Below are 15,621 nucleotides of genomic sequence, written 5' to 3' on the forward strand. Positions count from 1 at the left end.
GTCCCCACCAGCACCATGCCCGGCCCGGTCCGCTTCTTCGCCGAACACCAGCCGGTCACCTCCATCGTCAACACCATCCGCGCCCTGCTCACCGACCAACCCACCGGCACCGACATCTGGACCGCCCTGGCCTGGTGCGCGGGCATCCTCATCGCCGCCTACCTCCTCGCCATGAACACCTACCGCCGCAAGATCGCCTGACGGCCGACACGGCCCGGCCCCATCGAGGGATCCCGGCCCACGTTCACAAGGCGCCCGGTGCCCGCCGCCCCCTTTGGACGAGGGCGGCGGGCTCTGACCTCTGGGGCGGGTGTCAGGCGTCCTCGTAGGGGATGATCTCGGCGAGGGCGGAGGCGCCGCCGAGGCTGTAGTCGCTGCGCAGCCTGATGTAGCGGGCCGTGACGCCGTCGAGCATGACGTCGTTGGGCGCGGTCATGCGGGGCCACGCGACCCGCTTGACGTCCCTGAACGTGACGCCGTCGTCACTGACCTGCACCATTCCCTCAAGGATGGTGCCGTTCATGTTGACCCGGAGCTTGGGCTGGAAGCGTACGGCCGACAGCTTCCTGACGCGGCCGAGGTCGACGGTGATGGTGTGCGGCTGCGGCGGCACCACGGGGTAGTCGGAGTGGAAGTCGGTGGTGAGGTTGCCGTCGACGGCCCTCGCCGGATCGCCGATACCGGGCTTGAACGTACTGGCGGTGGCGGTGAGCTCGGCGGGCGGGACGCGGCGGCCGGCGGGTGCCGCGGGCCAGATGTCGCGTCCCTTGCCGGGCTGTTCGGTGACGGGCGCCCGGTCGGGTCCCCTGCCCTTGCCGCGGATCAGGATGTCGGTGATGACGGAGCCGTGGTCGGAGTAGAAGGGGTACGGCCGGTTGAGCGGCGACTGCTGATGGCGGGGGAGACGGTCGACGTCGGCGCGGGAGCCCAGGACGCGGACGTCCTTGCCGCGGGCGAAGACGTAGTCGATGCGTCCGGGAATGGCGCCCATGCCGTGGAACGGGCTCCACGTGCGGCCGGGGTGGCGTCCGGCGTCGGGGTTGGCGTAGCGGAAGGTGTCGAGGAAGCCGGCGTCGCTGTACTGCTTGGTGTACGGCCAGGGCAGTACCACTCCACCATGGCCGGGAGCGTTGGCGAACTGCTCCGACCAGTCCAGGTGCGACTGCGCGTTGAGGTCGCCGCCCATGAGGACGGGGGCGTCGTCGTCGCCGATGAAGGACGGGATGGCCTTCTCGAGGATGGCCTTGCCCATCGCGACCCGGCGGAAGTGGTCGCCCTCCAGGATCTGATCGGTGGTCTTGGTGCGGGGCAGGCCATGGGTGTTCTGCACGGCCGCGTCGTGGGTGTCGCCGTACGCCCATCCGTCGTGCCAGGTCCACAGGCTGAACGCGTGGACGTGCTTGCCGTTGGGCAGGCCGAGGCGGGCGCCGCCGAGGTTGAAGGAGGAGATGTCGGCGTCGGCGTAGCGGGGGTAGACCTTCTCGATCTTGAGCTTGGTGTAGAGCCACAGGTTGTCGCCGTTGACGCTGTAGTCCTGCGGCTGGGTGAGCTGTACGCCGGAGTACCGGTCGTTCGACGGCCGCCCGGCGTTGAGCCCGTCGAGGATCTTCTGGCCGGACCCGTACCCCTCGACCACGAAGAAGACGTCGGGGTTGACCTCGTTCATGTAGTCGATCATCTGGGCGAGGTTCTCGCCGGTGGTCTCCTTGCGGTCGAACGTCCCGCCGACGAAGAGGTTCCACGCCATCAGCCGCAGCGGCGTGCCCACATGGTTCTCGGGCAGGGAGGTGACGGAGACGTCGACCGTGATGTCCTGCTCGGGGAGGGTGAAGGGGCGGCTGCGTACGCGCCCGTCACGGCTGTAGAGCGTGTCTCGTGCCCAGACCTGCTCACCGCTTCTGACGGTGGTGACGAACTCCTGCACGCGGTGCGGCCGGGACTTGGCGGTGGCGACCACGGTGCAGGTGCGGCCGTCGCAGTCGAGGCGGTAGCGGGGTTTGGATCCCCGGTCGGCGGTGGCGGGAGTGGTGGCGGCGAGCAGTCCGGCCAGAGCTACGGCCACGGCCAGGGGAGGGGTTAAGACGCGCATGGGCCTTCCTTCGCGGCGAGAGGTCGAGGGGAGGTTCCAATGATCACCGGGCTGCTGCCACTATTGATGGACTCCAGAGGATATTGCTCCGGACATGGCACCTCATGCCGGGATCATCCCGTCTTCTGACACGCTGTCGCAAGCCCTGTGAGAGACTATCTATGGAGTCCGCAATAAAGCCGTCCGGTCAGGGAGTGGCGGTGGACGGGGTGTCGCCGTAGGACCGCAGCAGACCGGACATGATCGCGGCGAACTGGTCGCGCTGCTCCTCGTCCAGGGACTGGAGCAGGCGGGCCTGGTTGGCGATGTGCTCGGGGAGCACCCGGTCGATGACCTCCAGGCCGTGCGGGGTGAGGCGGATCTTGACCGAGCGGCGGTCGGCCGTGTCGCGTACCCGGGTGACCAGGCCCTTGTCCTGCATCTTGTCCACACGCAGGGTGATCGCTCCGGTGGTGACCAGGGAGACCTTGAGGAAGGTCCCCGCGGTCAGCTCGTACGGCTCGCCCGAGCGCCGCAGCGTCGACAGGACGTCGAACTCGCCGGGTTCGAGACCGTGCTTGGCCAGTACTTCCTTGATCGACATATCCCACATGCGCGACAGCCGCATGAGGCGGCCGACGATGCCGACCGGCCAGATGTCGATGTCGGGACGCTCCCGGCGCCACTGCTCCAGCACCGCGTCCACCGCGTCGGCCATGACGACTCCTCCGAATAGGCGAGCGCTCATCTACTTGACACTCGCATAACTGCTCATTATCTTAGCGCTCATCTTATCAGCTATCGTCTTTCTCAGGGGTTGAGTCGCATGCCTTTCACCTCCTTCCGGGGTTCCAAGGTCCACTACGAGCTGGACGGCGCCGGGCCGGGCCTGGCCCTGGTGCACGGCACCGGCGGTGACGCCGACAAGGTCTTCGGCAACGTCGTGCCGTACTTCGCCGACACCCACACGGTGATCCGTCCCAACTTCAGCGGCAGCGGGCAGACCGAGGACGACGGTTCGGAGCTGACCGTCGACCTGATCGCCGGCCAGGTCGCCGCGTCCATCGAGGCGGCCGCGGACGGCCCGGTGGACCTGCTCGGCTTCTCGCTGGGCGCGGTCGCCGCCGCGGCAGTCGCCGCGACCAGGCCCGAACTGGTACGCAGTCTGGTGCTGGCCGGCGGATGGGCGCATTCGACCGGACCCCGCGACGCCTTCTACTTCGAGACCTGGCGCAGGCTGCTGGAGACCGACCGTGACCTGTTCAAGCGGTTCTCCGCCCTGACCGGGTTCAGCGCGGCGGCGCTGGACTCCTTCGGCCACGACGGGCTCGCCGCCTCCCAGGCCGACGCGTGGCCGCCCGCGGGGATGGGCCGCCAGATCGAGCTCGGGGCGCGCGTGGACATCCGGGACCTGCTGCCCGCCATCACCGCTCCCACCCTGGTCATCGGGTTCGGCGACGACGCCATGATCCCGATGGAGGGCTCGCGGCAGCTGCACCGGGCCATCGCCGGCAGCCGCCTGGTCGAGGTGCGGGGGCAGGGCCACATGGACTGGTTCGCCGACCCCACCGGACTGGTCGAGCTCACCGGCGGCTTCCTCACCGGGGAGAAGTAGCCATGTCCTACCCCGACCCCCGCTACTTCGGCGAGCAGGGCGAGGTCAACGCCCTGTTCCGGCCGTCCGGCGCCGCGCCCGACTTCGTCTCGGGGCCGGGCACCGGCGGCGAGACCCGCTACCACTACCTGTCCACCACCGCCTCCACCGGAGGGGAGTACGGCCTGTACCGGGTGGACATGGGGCCGAAGTTCGGCGGGCCCAGCACCCACTTCCACAAGGCGATGTCGGAGTCGTTCTTCATCCTGTCCGGCACGATGCGGCTGTTCGACGGCGAACGCTGGATCGACGCCGTCTCCGGCGACTATCTCTACGTCCCGGTCGGCGGGCTACACGCCTTCCGCAACGAGTCGGGGGAGCCCGCGTCCATGCTGATGCTGTTCGCCCCGGGCGCGCCCCGCGAGGAGTACTTCGAAGGGATCACCCAGCTCGGCGACCTCACCGACGCCGAACGCGCCGAGTTCCTCATTCACCACGACAGCTACTTCCTCTGACCGGCGGTGAAGGCCAGCAGGGCGGTGGCGGTCCGCGGCGGGTCCTCCAGGAGGGGCGAGTGCCCGAGACCGGGCAGCATCTCGACCTTCGCGCCCGGTACGACCAGGTAGTCGGCCGCGGACGCCGGCCGCCATCTGCGGTCATCCTCGCCGAAGATCACCAGGAGCGGCTTGCCGAGGGGCGCCAGCCGTTCCGGGAGCGCCCGCTCGTGCAGGTATTCGGTCGTCGCCCGCATCGTCGCGACGAGCGAGTGGTACGTCATGGCGCGTACCTCGTCCAGGAGTTCCCGAGGGACCTCGTATCCCGGGCGGCTGAAGCCGGTGCTCGCGAACCGGCGGATCCGCTCGTCGGCCGGCGGCCACGGCTCCGGGCTGATGGCGTCGGACTCCGATGCCATGAAGGCGCCCAGGCTGGGGCCGGTGTTGATGAGCGCGAGCGCGTTCACCAGGCCGGGACGCTGTTTGGCCAGAGCGGTGGCGATCACGCCGCCGCTGGAGTGACCGGCCACGACGGCGTGGTCGACGCCGAGCCGGTCCAGGGCCGCACCGACCCGGTGAGCCTGGTCGGCGGTCGCGTAGCTGACGTCGTCCGGTTTGGGCGATCGGCCGTGGCCGAGCAGGTCGATCCGGATCACGTGATGGGATCCGGTCAGCAAAGGAACCAGCAAGTCCCACGAGCGCGACGAGGACGCGGACCCATGGATGAGCAGAAGCGCGGGGGCGTCGCGCGGGCCGTCCCGCCGCACGTGCAGGGTTTCGGAAACGGTCATGAGGTCACTGTCCACGCCGGTACGCGGCGGTGTCTTGGACGAATGTTCCCTCAACGGGGCTCGTAGCATGGGGCCGTGCGGACGTTCGTCCACGGTGCGGCCCGGTGGGAGGTCGCGGTCCCGCGGCTGCCCGGCCGGGTGGCCGGTGTCAGCATGGCCGGATTCCGGGTCGGTGATCTGGACGCGCTCCGGATGGTCCCGCACCCGGCCGTGACGCTGCTGCTGGAGTTCGGGAGCGGTTCGCCGGTCCTGGACCACGCCGCCGGGCGGCAGGGAGGAAGCATCGTCGCCGGGCCCGGGTTCGGGACCGGAGGCACGGTCTGGGCGCGGGGCGAGAACGTCGAATGTGTGCAGGTGCGGCTGTCTCCGCTGGTCGCCCGCGCGGTTCTGGGCGTTGGCCCGGCTGAGCTGGACGGCGCCGCCGTGGCCCTGGACGACCTGTGGGGGCGGGAGGCCTCGCGGCTGCTTGAGCGGCTGGGCGAGGTCCGCTCCTGGCAGGACCGCTTCACCCTGACGGAGGTGCTGCTCGCCCGCCGGTATGAGGCGGGGGCGCGCGTCGATCCGGAGGTGGCGCGGGCCTGGCGCCGGATCGTCGGCGGGCGTGGACTGGCGCGGATCGACGGGCTCGCGGCCGAGGTCGGGTGGAGCCGTAAGCGGTTGTGGTCGCGGTTCCGGGACCAGATCGGGCTGCCGCCCAAGCGCGCCGCCAAACTGGTCCGCTTCGACCACGCCGCGCACCGGCTGGCCGCGGGTGAAAGCGCGGCCGGGGTCGCGGCGGAGATGGGTTACGCCGACCAGTCCCACCTGCACCGGGACGTCATGGGATTCACCGGGGTGACCCCGGCGTCCGTGGCCGGTGAGGCGTTCCTGGCCGTCGACGACCTCGCCTGGCCCACGGAGTTCACCGCAAGAGAGCGCTCTCTTGACAGCGGGCTTGTCGTGCCGGACAGTCTCGGGTAAATCCATTTCTGTGAATCCGGTGAGGAAACCCGAATGGATCACACCCCCCGTTCAAGAATGTCGCTCGCCATCGGTGCCGCCCTCACCACCGTCCTGGCGATGCTGGCCCCCATGGCCGCGAGCGCGGCCGTCACCGCCGCTCCCGCCCCCGGCCCGCTGGTCTGGTCCGACGAGTTCAACGGATCGGCCGGCAGCGCCGTGGACCCGTCGAAGTGGCGCTTCGACGTCGGCGGCAGCGGCTGGGGCAACAACGAGCAGCAGTACTACACCAGCAGCACCCGCAACGCCGCCCTGGACGGCGGCGGCAACCTCGTGATCACCGCCCGCCGGGAGAACCCCGCCAACTTCCAGTGCCACTACGGGACCTGCCAGTACACCTCGGCCCGGTTGCTGACCGCCGCCACCTTCACCAGGGCCTACGGCCGCTTCGAAGCGCGCCTGAAGGTGCCACGCGGCCAGGGCATCTGGCCGGCGTTCTGGATGCTCGGCAACGACATCGGGTCGGTCGGCTGGCCCGGCAGCGGCGAGATCGACATCATGGAGAACATCGGCCGCGAACCCGGCACCGTTCACGGCACCATCCACGGTCCCGGCTACTCCGGCGGCGCGGGCATCGGCGCCGCGTACTCGATCAGCGGCGCGTTCGCCGACGCCTTCCACACCTTCACCGTCGACTGGTCGCCGAACCTCATCATCTGGTACGTCGACGGCAACGAGTACCAGCGGCGCACGCCCGCCGACCTCGGCGGCGACCGATGGGTCTTCGACCACCCCTTCTTCATGATCATGAACGTGGCCGTCGGCGGGCACTGGCCCGGCTACCCCGACGCGACCACCACGTTCCCGCAGACGATGACCGTCGACTACGTCCGCGTCCACGCCCCGCCCGCCGCCGGCGGCGGCCAGATCGTCGGCGTCGGCGGCAAGTGCGTCGACGTGGCGGGCGCCAGCCCCGCCAATGGCACGGCCGTGCAGCTCTGGGACTGCAACGGCTCCGCCGCGCAGAACTGGACGTGGAACGGTGACGGTTCCGTGCGGGCGCTCGGCAAGTGCATGGACGTCGCCTCCGCCGGCACCGCCAACGGCACGCGGGTCCAGCTCTACGACTGCAACGGCACCGGCGCCCAGCGATGGACCTTCAACTCCGGCACCGGCCAGATCGTCAATCCTCAGGCGAACAAGTGCCTCGACGCGACCGGGGCGAGCTCCGCCAACGGCACCCGGTTGCAGATCTGGGACTGCTCGGGCGGCGCCAATCAACGTTGGGCGCGTTGACACTTATTGAGAACGCGCTCTCTTGGTGGCGTTCATATTCACCGTGACCTTTCCCCGGATATTCCCGCGCTCGGCCGCACGGTGCAGGTCCGCCAGCGCCGCCAGCGGCCGGGCGCTCACCTCGACGTCCACCACGCCCTTGTCGATCAGCGCCACCAGCTCGGCGAGCTGACCCGGATCGTTGCGGGCCACGAAGTGAACGGCGCGCGGATGCCCGATCGGCCGGGTGATCGACACGAACGCCCCGGTGATCACGGTCCCCGCGACATCCCAGCCGAGCGTGTGCGGCAGGGTGATGCCGAGCGTGTCCTTCAGCAGCCCGACCTCCGACGGGTTGAAGGAGGTCGCGGCCACCCGGACGGGCACCTCACCGGGACCCGGCCGCGGCACCGGCAGCTCGTCCGGCGAGATCACCGAGGCGTCGCCGTGTGGCGGCTGGGCGCGGCCGCCCGCATGCTGCGCGACAAGGACGCCGCGCTGGGCGAGATCGCCACCGAGGTCGGCTACAGCTCGGAGTACGCCTTCTCCCACGCCTTCAAGCGCCAGTACGGCATGGCCCCCGGCCAGTACCGCCGCCAGGGCTGCCCGCTGCCCGGCCGCTGACCATGGCCGTCCGGCTGCGGCCGGAGCTCCCGCGCACACGAGTCTCCCGTGCGTACGACATTCGCGAACGGAACGATGTACGCACTGCGTACGTTGTGCGTATAGTGAACGTTGTACACATCGCACGGCCGGTCCGGCCGTCGAAAGGAGACTCCATGCGATTGAGCGACTCCCTTTACAAGACCGCCGAAAAGCTCCTCATGCACAACCGGAGCAAGATCGTTTTCGGTGACAGGGTCGTGCCGAACTGGCTCGGCGACGGAGCCCGCTTCTGGTACCGGTCGAGCACCGCGACCCGGCGGCAGTTCCTCGTCGTGGACCCGGAGGCGGGCACCCGGCGCCCCGCCTTCGACCACGAGCGGCTCGCCAAAGCCCTGGAGGCGGCCTCCGGTCACGAGGTGAGCGCGGCCAAGCTGCCCTTCATGGCGATCGCACTGGCCGGCGACTCCGTCTATTTCGCCGCCTTCGACAAGACCTGGCAGGTGTCCCTGGACACCTACGAGGCGCAGGAGACGCCGGCCCCGCCGGCCGTCAACCCGATCGAGGCCGTCTCGCCCGACGGGCAGTACACCGTCTACCGCGACGGGCCCAACCTCGGGCTGCGCCGGATCGCCGACAACCAGACCCGGCCCCTGACCACCGACGGCGACGCCGGCCACGAGTACGGCGTGAGCCCCGACTACTTCCAGTACGACAACCTCATGAAGGCGGTCGGGCTGCCGGAGAACCCGATCTGCGCCGCCTGGTCGCCCGACGCCACCAAGGTGCTGAGCCACCGCACCGACCAGTCGGGCATCGGCCTGGCGCACCTGATCGAGAACTGGCCCCGCGACGGCAGCCGGCCCAACCTGCAGCCGCAGCGGCTGGCCCTGCCCGGCGACACGCACATCCCGACCGCCGAGATGACCGTGGTCGACGTGATCGGCGGCCGGGTCGTGAAGGCGCAGGACGAGCCCGTACTGATGACGATCATCTCGCCGATGGTGGTGCGCTGGGCCTTCTGGGCGGAGGACAGCTCGGCCGTCTACTACCTCAGCCAGTCCCGCGACGTGCGCACCCTGAAGCTCAAGCGCATGGACCCGGTCACCGGCGAGGTGACCACCCTGATCACCGAGACCGGCCCCACCCGCGTGGAGCCCACCCAGACGGCGCTCAACTTCTTCCCCATCATCAAGGTGATCAACGGCGGGGCGGAGGTGCTGTGGTACTCCCAGCGCGACGGCTGGGGCCACCTCTACCTGTACGACACCAGGACCGGCGAGCTCCGCAACCAGGTGACCTCCGGAGGCTGGGCCGTCCAGGAGATCCTGCACGTCGACGAGGCGAGCCGTACCGTCTACTTCACCGCCGGCGGGCTGATCTCCGAGGACCCCTACCGCCGCTCGGTCTGCAAGGCGGGGCTGGACGGCGGCGGGTTCACCCGGATCACCGACGACGCCCTCCACCACGTGGTGAGCGTCTCGGCCGACGGCCGCTACTTCGTCGACAACGCCTCCACGACGGACACGCCGCCGGTGATCACCGTACGCGGCTGGGACGGGGCCGTCCGCGTCGAGCTGGAGCGGGCCGACATCTCCGCGCTGCAGGCCACCGGCTGGAGCGCCCCCGACCGCTTCCGCGCCAAGGCCGCCGACGGCATCACCGACATCTTCGGCGTGCTCTACAAGCCACACGACTTCGATCCGAACCAGTGCTATCCGGTCATCGACGTGGCGTACCCGGGTCCGCAGGTCCTGCGCGTGCTCCCGACGTTCGACCCGGGGCCGTTCGGGTACGAGGCCGAGGCTCTGGCCGCGCTCGGCTTCGTGGTGGTCGCCATGGAGGGCCGTGGCACTCCGGGCCGCGACAAGGCCTTCCATGACCACTCCTACCGGAACTACAAGAGCGCCGGCGGCATGGAAGACCACGTGTCCGCGATCACGGAGCTGGCGCGGACCCGCCCGTGGATGGACATCGACAAGGTGGGCATCACCGGCATCTCCGGCGGCGGTTACCAGACCGCGCGGGCGATGCTCGACCACCCCGAGTTCTACAAGGTCGGCGTCTCCCGCTCCGGCAACCACGACAGCCTGAGCTACCAGCAGGGCTGGGCGGAGACCTACGACGGCCCGGTGGGCGAGGTGGACTACGCGCTGTCCTCCAACGCCGAGTCCGCGGCCCGGCTGCAGGGCAAGCTGCTGCTCATCCAGGGCGGGGTGGACACCAAGGTCCTGCCGGAGCAGACGCTGCGCTTCGTCGACCGGCTCATCGCCCACGACAAGGACGTGGACCTGCTGATCATCCCCGGCGCCGAGCACCTCTACCTGGGCTACGAGCACTACATGTTCAGGAAGCTGTTCGACTACTTCGTCCGTCACCTGCTCGAGGTGGAGCCGCCGGCGTACCGGCTCGCTCCTTCGGTGCTCGACGAGGAGCGCATCGCGGAGATGTTCGTCGGATGACCCGGCCGTCCCGGGCGGCGGGGGCCGCCCGGGACGTGCCGTCACAGCACGTTGAGCTTATGAGCCGAAGGAGAGACCTGATGAGTGGAGTACCCGCGCGACCGGCGTGCCCCGACCCGGAGCACGTGTCCGCCACCGGCGGCAAGGGCATGATCTCGACCTCCCACCCCGCGGCGTCGGCGGCGGGCGTGGCCGTGCTGCGCAAGGGCGGCAGCGCGGTGGACGCCTACCTGGCCGCCGCGGCGGTGCAGACGGTGGTCGAGCCGACGATGACCACGCTGGCCGGCGGACTGTCGGTCACGGTCTACGACCCGGACACCCGGCAGAGCCTGGTGATCGCGGGTATGGCGGGCCTGCCCGCGGGCGAGAACGGTGACCTGGACGACGGCGCCCGGCTGTCGGGCCGCACCGTGGTGCCGCCCGGCTGGGTGCGCGGCGCGCACGCCGCGTGGAGCAAGTTCGGCCGCCTGTCGTGGGCGGAGCTGTTCGCCGACGCGGTGGTGGCGGCACGTGAGGGTTTCGTGGCCGACCAGTTGCTGTGGGGCTGGGCGTTCGCCTACCGCATGGCCGCCGGTCGCTATCAGGAGGGCCACGACACCTGGTTCCCCGGCGGTCACCTGTTCCGCGTCGGTGAGGTGCTGCGCCAGCCAGCGCTCGCCCGTACCATCGAGCAACTCGCCGAGCAGGGGCCCGAGTACTTCCACGAAGGCGAGTTCGCCAAGAGGTACGTCGAGACGGCACGGCGGCACGGCGGCCGGATCACCCTCGACGACATGGCCGCGGCCAGTGCCGTCGAGATGCCGCTCCCGCCGTTGCCCACCGCGGGCGGCTACGAACTGCACACGGTGGGCGCGCTCTACCCGCTGCTGCTGAGCCTGTCGTCGCTGATCGAGACCGACGACCTGTACACGCGGATGCGCGTCGTCGAGGAAGTGTGGGCCTACGGCCTGGACGAGATCCCCGACCCGTTCACCGATCCGACCGTCCCGATCGAGGACACGCTGCGCGCGATCTCGCCGGAGGCGGCCGAGCGGCTGGTGCCCAGGGTGGTGCACGGCAAGCCCCGGCCGTTCGACCCGATGAACGGCGGCACCAACGCGATCGTGGTCGTGGACGAGCGCGGCATGATCGCGCACGGCACGCACTCCTCCAGTTCCACGGCCTTCGGCGTCGGGCTGATGACGGACGGGGTGATCATGCCGCGGCCGATCACGTTGTTCGCCGACCCTTGGGTGAAGATCCCGGTCGGCTGGGGCACCTCGCTGCTGGCCATGCGCGACGGCAAGCCGGCGTACGTGGCCGGGTCGCCGGCGATCTCGGCGGTGCAGAACGTGTACCAGAACTCCGTGAACGTCCTGGAGCGGGGCATGACGGCGCTCGAATCGGTGAACCAGCCCATGTTCGGCGCGTCCGTGTATCCCAGCAGGCGGCCGATCGTGGAGTCCTCCTTCGGTGACGTCGTCCTCACGGAGGTGGAACGGCGCGGCGTCGGCATCACCCGCGTCTCGCCGTGGGAGCTGGAGATGGGCAGCTGCCAGGCCATCGCGTTCGGCGAGGACGGCACCCTGCACGGCGTCGCCGACCCCCGCAGGCTGGGCAGCGCCGCCGGGTACTAGCGGTGTGGCCGTGACGCGATATTGACGGACCTCCTCGTCAAGGGTCCGTCAATATCGCGGGCCGCGCCATTTCCGGTCCTGAATAGTGGGGACGGCACAGAGCCGGGTTTGTGGCGGGATCAGAAGCCTTTCCCGATCCGGCTCCCTGGTCAGGGAATGGCCGGCCTCCCGATGCGGGCCCCTTTGGCAGCGGCGCGGTCATGCCGCATTCTCGCCCTTCTTTCTCGGGAGGCCTTCAGCGATCCGCAGAAGAAGGTCGATGGCCACACCTCAGTCCTTCGCGCACGCACCGGCGTGGACAGGGCCAGGACCGGGTCCTGGCCCTTCGCGTGCGTCACTTCAGCACCCTGATGCTGGTCGGGATCGGCTGCTGCAGCCAGCCCTCCGTCTCGCCCTGGGCCTTGCTGAAGAAGAACGGCTGCTTGGCCACCGCGATCGGGACGATGTCGGCGTCGCGCAGGAGGGCCCGCTCGGCCTCGTTCCAGAGCGCGCAGCCCGCGGCGCCGGTGGTGGCGGCGGCCTCGCCGGCCAGCTTGACGAAGTCGGGGTTGTCGATGCCGGTGAAGTTCTGGCCCTTGGGCGGGACGGCGCCGGAGGCCCACGGCAGGATGTGGGTGGGCAGGTCGAACCTGAGGCCCGCCCAGTAGGCGTCGAAGTCGCCGGTCTCGAACATGGCCCTGGTGGCGGCGGCCAGGTCGTCGGAGGTCAGCTTCACGGTGACGCCGACCGCCTGCCAGCGCTTGGACACCAGCTCGGCGGCGGCCACGCTGCCCTCGCCTTCGCTGGGGCTGTAGTGCAGGTCGATCACGAGCTTCTCGCCGTCCTTGGCGCGTGTCCCACCGGCGCCCTTGACCCAGCCGGCCTGGTCGAGCAGGGCGGCGGCCCGTACGGGATCGGTGGCGGGCAGGTGGCCGGTGACGTTGTCGGCGGCGCACGGCTGGGTCTGGCTCGCCACCAGGCCGGGGGCCCGTGTGCCCGTACCCGAGGTGACGACGTTCACCAGCTCGTCCAGGTCCAGGGCGGCGGTCAGGGCGCGGCGGACGAGCGGATCGGCGCCGGGCCGGCCGTCGCGCTGGTTGTACCAGAGCTCGCCGAGCATGGCCGTGAGGTCGAAACGCTCCAGGTTGCGGGCCAGCAGCCGCTCGCGGTCGGGGCCGGCGACGTTGGCCAGGTTGACCTGCCCGGCCAGCAGCAGGTTGGCGCGGGTGGTCTCGTTCGGCACGACCTTGAACACGATCGTGGCGGGGCTGCCGGGGGCGTTGCCGGCGGCGCCGTCCGGGCCCCAGGTGTAGCCGTCGCGGCGGGTGAAGGTGTAGGTGTCGCCGCGGACGATCTTGCTGAGCACGAAGGGCCCGCTGCCCACCGTCGCGTTCTCCAGGAGCTTGGGGTCGGCCAGGCCCTTGTCGCAGACGATGGGGACGCGGCCCAGCGTCTCGATCAGGAGGGCGAAGGGCTTCTTCATCGTCACCTTCACCGTGCCCGTCGCCTCGTCGGCGCCGACGTCGTACGGCGCGGCCGGCACCAGCAGCCCGGACAGCGGCGACGGGTTCTTGAGGTGGCCGAGTGCCCTGGCCACGGTGCCCGCGGTGAGCGGGGAGCCGTCGGAGCAGGTGATGCCCTTCTTGAGGGTGAAGGTGGCGGTCCTGGCGTCGGCTTTCCAGGTCGCCGCCAGCCCCGACACGATCTGGCCCCGCGGGGTGACGTTGATGAGCGAGTCGTAGGTGAGGCTCGTCATCTCGCCGTGCGGGAGCAGGTTGCGGTAGGGGTCGAGGATGCCGGGGTCGGCGGGGATCGCGAAGGTGAAGGTGCCGTCCTTGACGTACTCGGCGGGGCCCGCGGCCGGGCGCGGCGCGCCGCCGCACCCCGAGGCCAGCGCGGCGGCGGTCACCGCGGCGATGAGAGCGCCGGCGGGTGTGCGTGTCTCAGCCACGGCGCACGACCGGCAGCACGACGCAGGACGCGAGCCCCGCCTCGTGGAAGACGCGCTGGTCGGCGACGACGACCTTGTCGTCGTCGAAGGGGTTGTCCGCACCGGAGTTGGTGTTGCGGTCGTAGCGGCTGAACCCGGTGCTGCTCACCTCCACGCGGATGCGGTGTCCCGGCAGGAAGCGCACCCCGCAGGCGTCCATGGTGAACTCGAACAGGGTGGGCTCGCCGGGTTCGAGCAGCTTCGGCTCCTCGAACGACTCGCGGAACCGCGCCCGCAGCGCGCCGCGGCACAGGAAGCGAGCGGTGCCGTCCGGCTGCACGTCCGACAGGCGCACATGCCAGTCCGTGTCGAGTGCCGACGACGAGGCCCACAACCGGCAGGTAACCCAGCCGACGACGTCGAGCGGCTCGGCCAGCGGCTCGCTGGTGTAGCAGAGCAGGTCCGCGCGCTGCTGCGCGGGACGCTCGTCGACCGGCCCCTCCTGCATGCTCCAGACACGTGTGCCCTGGTCGAGGGGATCGTAGCGGTAGACGTCGGCCGGCTCGGCACCCGGCGGGCCGGCCGACAGGACGCCGTCGCCGTCCAGCGAGTTGGCGCGGCCCCCCGAGTGGAAGTAGAACGGCACCTCCTCGGCGTCGCGCAGCGGCCACTCGTCCTCCGCCCACCATTCGTTCGCGCCGGTGACGAAGACGTGCACGGGCTTTTCCGCTTCGATGCCGTTCTCGATCCCCTTCAGCCACCGGTCGAAGAAGCGGATGACGTAGTTGTCGAGCTCGACGACGGCATGCTCGCCGAAGTCGGCGCCGCTGAGCTCGCGCCGCATGTTCACCATGTGCGGCCAGGGCCCGATGATCAGCTTCTGCCTGTCCGCGGCGCGGCCGGTCCGCATGGCCTCGAAGTTCAGGGGCGCGCCGGGGAAGTTCATGTCCCACCAGCCCGTGATGTTCAGCACCGCGAGGTCGGAGTCCGGGTGGTGGTCATAGGAGCGCCGCTTCCAGTACTCGTCGAGCACCGGGTGCCGCAGCATCTCATCCAGCCAGCGCGAGCCGGCCCCGGCCTGTTCCGCCAGCGACGTCAGCGGCAGCGCGTCGAAGTACGGCTGGTGCTCGGTCAGCATGCTCATGGGGTTGAGCCGCTGGTAGGAGCGGACGCCCATGTCGACCATCCACTCGGTGATGCCCAGCATCAGGCATCCGCCGAAGATCGGCTCGTTGCGCCACGGCGAGGCGGGCGGCGAGCAGTACGGCACGATCGCCTTCAGGCTCGGCGGCCGGCGCGAGGCGGCGAACCACTGGGTCTGCCCGGCGTAGGAGCCGCCGAGCATCCCGACGTTGCCGTCGCACCAGTCCTGCGCGGCGATCCACTCGATCACGTCGTGGCCGTCGTCGGCCTCGTGGAAGTGCGGCTCGAACACCCCGTCGGAGTTGAACCGCCCTCGGCAGTCGTTGAAGGCCGTGATGTAGCCCCGCTCAGCCAGCCCCCGGTAGATCCCGCCGTACCGTCCCGCCACCTTGTCGTACGGCGTGCGCTGCAGGACGACCGGCAGCGGACCGGGAAGGTCGGGCCGGACCAGGTCCAGCGCCAGCTCCACCCCGTCGCGCATGGGCACCCGCAACCCGTGGATCACGCGGGAGCCCTCCGACATCACGGGCGAGGTCTCGCCGCGCGGCGGCTCACCGGGCTGCGGCCTTTCCGCCGGGCGCACTTCTGTCATGACATTTCTCCTCGCGTCGAGGCAGGGCCGGAATTCACTGGCGACGGTACGGCAGCCGCGAACGCCCCCTTTCAAACGCCCGTAGAAAACTGGCCACGCCGCTTTGGACAGATGTCGCGCCGCCACCTGCTTCGT

Annotated in this window: 13 protein-coding genes and 1 pseudogene; 8 read left to right on the top strand and 6 right to left on the bottom strand. The window is 70.2% G+C overall.

Annotated elements, in window-relative coordinates; translation table 11 throughout:
- A pseudogene (locus ACIBKY_RS37285) lies at positions 1-201 on the top strand (ABC transporter permease); the annotation flags it as partial.
- Between the two features lie 112 nt (positions 202-313).
- On the opposite strand, the gene ACIBKY_RS37290 reads toward ACIBKY_RS37285, so the two are convergent.
- Positions 314-2,089, bottom strand: a complete 1,776-nt coding sequence (locus ACIBKY_RS37290) for a discoidin domain-containing protein (RefSeq protein WP_397104323.1) — start codon at positions 2,087-2,089, stop codon at positions 314-316.
- Between the two features lie 187 nt (positions 2,090-2,276).
- The gene (locus tag ACIBKY_RS37295; protein ID WP_397104325.1) at positions 2,277-2,786 is read right to left on the bottom strand and encodes a MarR family winged helix-turn-helix transcriptional regulator; all 510 of its coding nucleotides are present in this window, start codon (positions 2,784-2,786) and stop codon (positions 2,277-2,279) included.
- A 108-nt stretch (positions 2,787-2,894) separates the two neighbouring features.
- On the opposite strand from ACIBKY_RS37295, the gene ACIBKY_RS37300 reads away from it, so the two are divergent.
- A complete protein-coding gene (locus tag ACIBKY_RS37300) occupies positions 2,895-3,683 on the top strand; it encodes an alpha/beta fold hydrolase (protein ID WP_397104327.1) in 789 nt (262 codons plus the stop codon).
- A gap of 2 nt (positions 3,684-3,685) precedes the next feature.
- Complete coding sequence (locus ACIBKY_RS37305; RefSeq protein ID WP_397104329.1) at positions 3,686-4,177, top strand: cupin domain-containing protein; 492 nt, start codon at positions 3,686-3,688, stop codon at positions 4,175-4,177.
- Here the strand turns inward: ACIBKY_RS37305 and ACIBKY_RS37310 are convergent.
- On the bottom strand, positions 4,165-4,947 hold the full coding sequence (locus tag ACIBKY_RS37310; RefSeq protein ID WP_397104331.1) for an alpha/beta fold hydrolase: 783 nt from the start codon (positions 4,945-4,947) through the stop codon (positions 4,165-4,167). The two genes, ACIBKY_RS37305 and ACIBKY_RS37310, sit on opposite strands and share 13 nt — an antisense overlap.
- A 75-nt stretch (positions 4,948-5,022) precedes the next feature.
- On the opposite strand from ACIBKY_RS37310, the gene ACIBKY_RS37315 reads away from it, so the two are divergent.
- Both ACIBKY_RS37315 and ACIBKY_RS37320 read left to right on the top strand, forming a co-directional pair.
- Entirely contained in the window at positions 5,023-5,907 is an 885-nt protein-coding gene (locus ACIBKY_RS37315) for a helix-turn-helix domain-containing protein (RefSeq protein WP_397104333.1), read from the top strand.
- Between the two features lie 33 nt (positions 5,908-5,940).
- On the top strand, positions 5,941-7,182 hold the full coding sequence (locus ACIBKY_RS37320) for an RICIN domain-containing protein (protein ID WP_397104335.1): 1,242 nt from the start codon (positions 5,941-5,943) through the stop codon (positions 7,180-7,182).
- Positions 7,183-7,185: 3 nt separating this feature from the next.
- Here ACIBKY_RS37320 and ACIBKY_RS37325 read toward each other — a convergent pair whose 3' ends face one another.
- Complete coding sequence (locus tag ACIBKY_RS37325) at positions 7,186-7,596, bottom strand: alcohol dehydrogenase catalytic domain-containing protein (RefSeq protein WP_397104337.1); 411 nt, start codon at positions 7,594-7,596, stop codon at positions 7,186-7,188.
- 12 nt (positions 7,597-7,608) lie between these two features.
- On the opposite strand from ACIBKY_RS37325, the gene ACIBKY_RS37330 reads away from it, so the two are divergent.
- From ACIBKY_RS37330 to ACIBKY_RS37340, 3 genes are all read left to right on the top strand, one after another.
- Positions 7,609-7,785, top strand: coding sequence for a helix-turn-helix domain-containing protein (locus tag ACIBKY_RS37330; RefSeq protein WP_397104339.1), 177 nt, complete (start codon positions 7,609-7,611; stop codon positions 7,783-7,785).
- Between the two features lie 155 nt (positions 7,786-7,940).
- Positions 7,941-10,226 carry a DPP IV N-terminal domain-containing protein gene (locus tag ACIBKY_RS37335; RefSeq protein WP_397104341.1) on the top strand — a complete coding sequence of 762 codons (2,286 nt, stop codon included), beginning with the start codon at positions 7,941-7,943 and terminating at the stop codon, positions 10,224-10,226.
- 80 nt (positions 10,227-10,306) lie between these two features.
- Positions 10,307-11,842: a gamma-glutamyltransferase gene (locus tag ACIBKY_RS37340; protein ID WP_397104343.1), complete on the top strand. Its 1,536-nt coding sequence runs from the start codon at positions 10,307-10,309 to the stop codon at positions 11,840-11,842.
- Positions 11,843-12,176: 334 nt separating this feature from the next.
- On the opposite strand, the gene ACIBKY_RS37345 is transcribed toward ACIBKY_RS37340, so the two are convergent.
- A complete protein-coding gene (locus tag ACIBKY_RS37345; protein ID WP_397104345.1) occupies positions 12,177-13,772 on the bottom strand; it encodes an ABC transporter substrate-binding protein in 1,596 nt (531 codons plus the stop codon).
- The gene (locus ACIBKY_RS37350; protein ID WP_397104347.1) at positions 13,765-15,486 is read right to left on the bottom strand and encodes a CocE/NonD family hydrolase; all 1,722 of its coding nucleotides are present in this window, start codon (positions 15,484-15,486) and stop codon (positions 13,765-13,767) included. Before ACIBKY_RS37350 ends, ACIBKY_RS37345 begins: the two co-directional genes overlap by 8 nt.
- Positions 15,487-15,621: the final 135 nt, after the last annotated feature.

This window comes from Nonomuraea sp. NPDC050394 (assembly GCF_044459065.1).
Taxonomy (GTDB): Bacteria; Actinomycetota; Actinomycetes; order Streptosporangiales; family Streptosporangiaceae; genus Nonomuraea.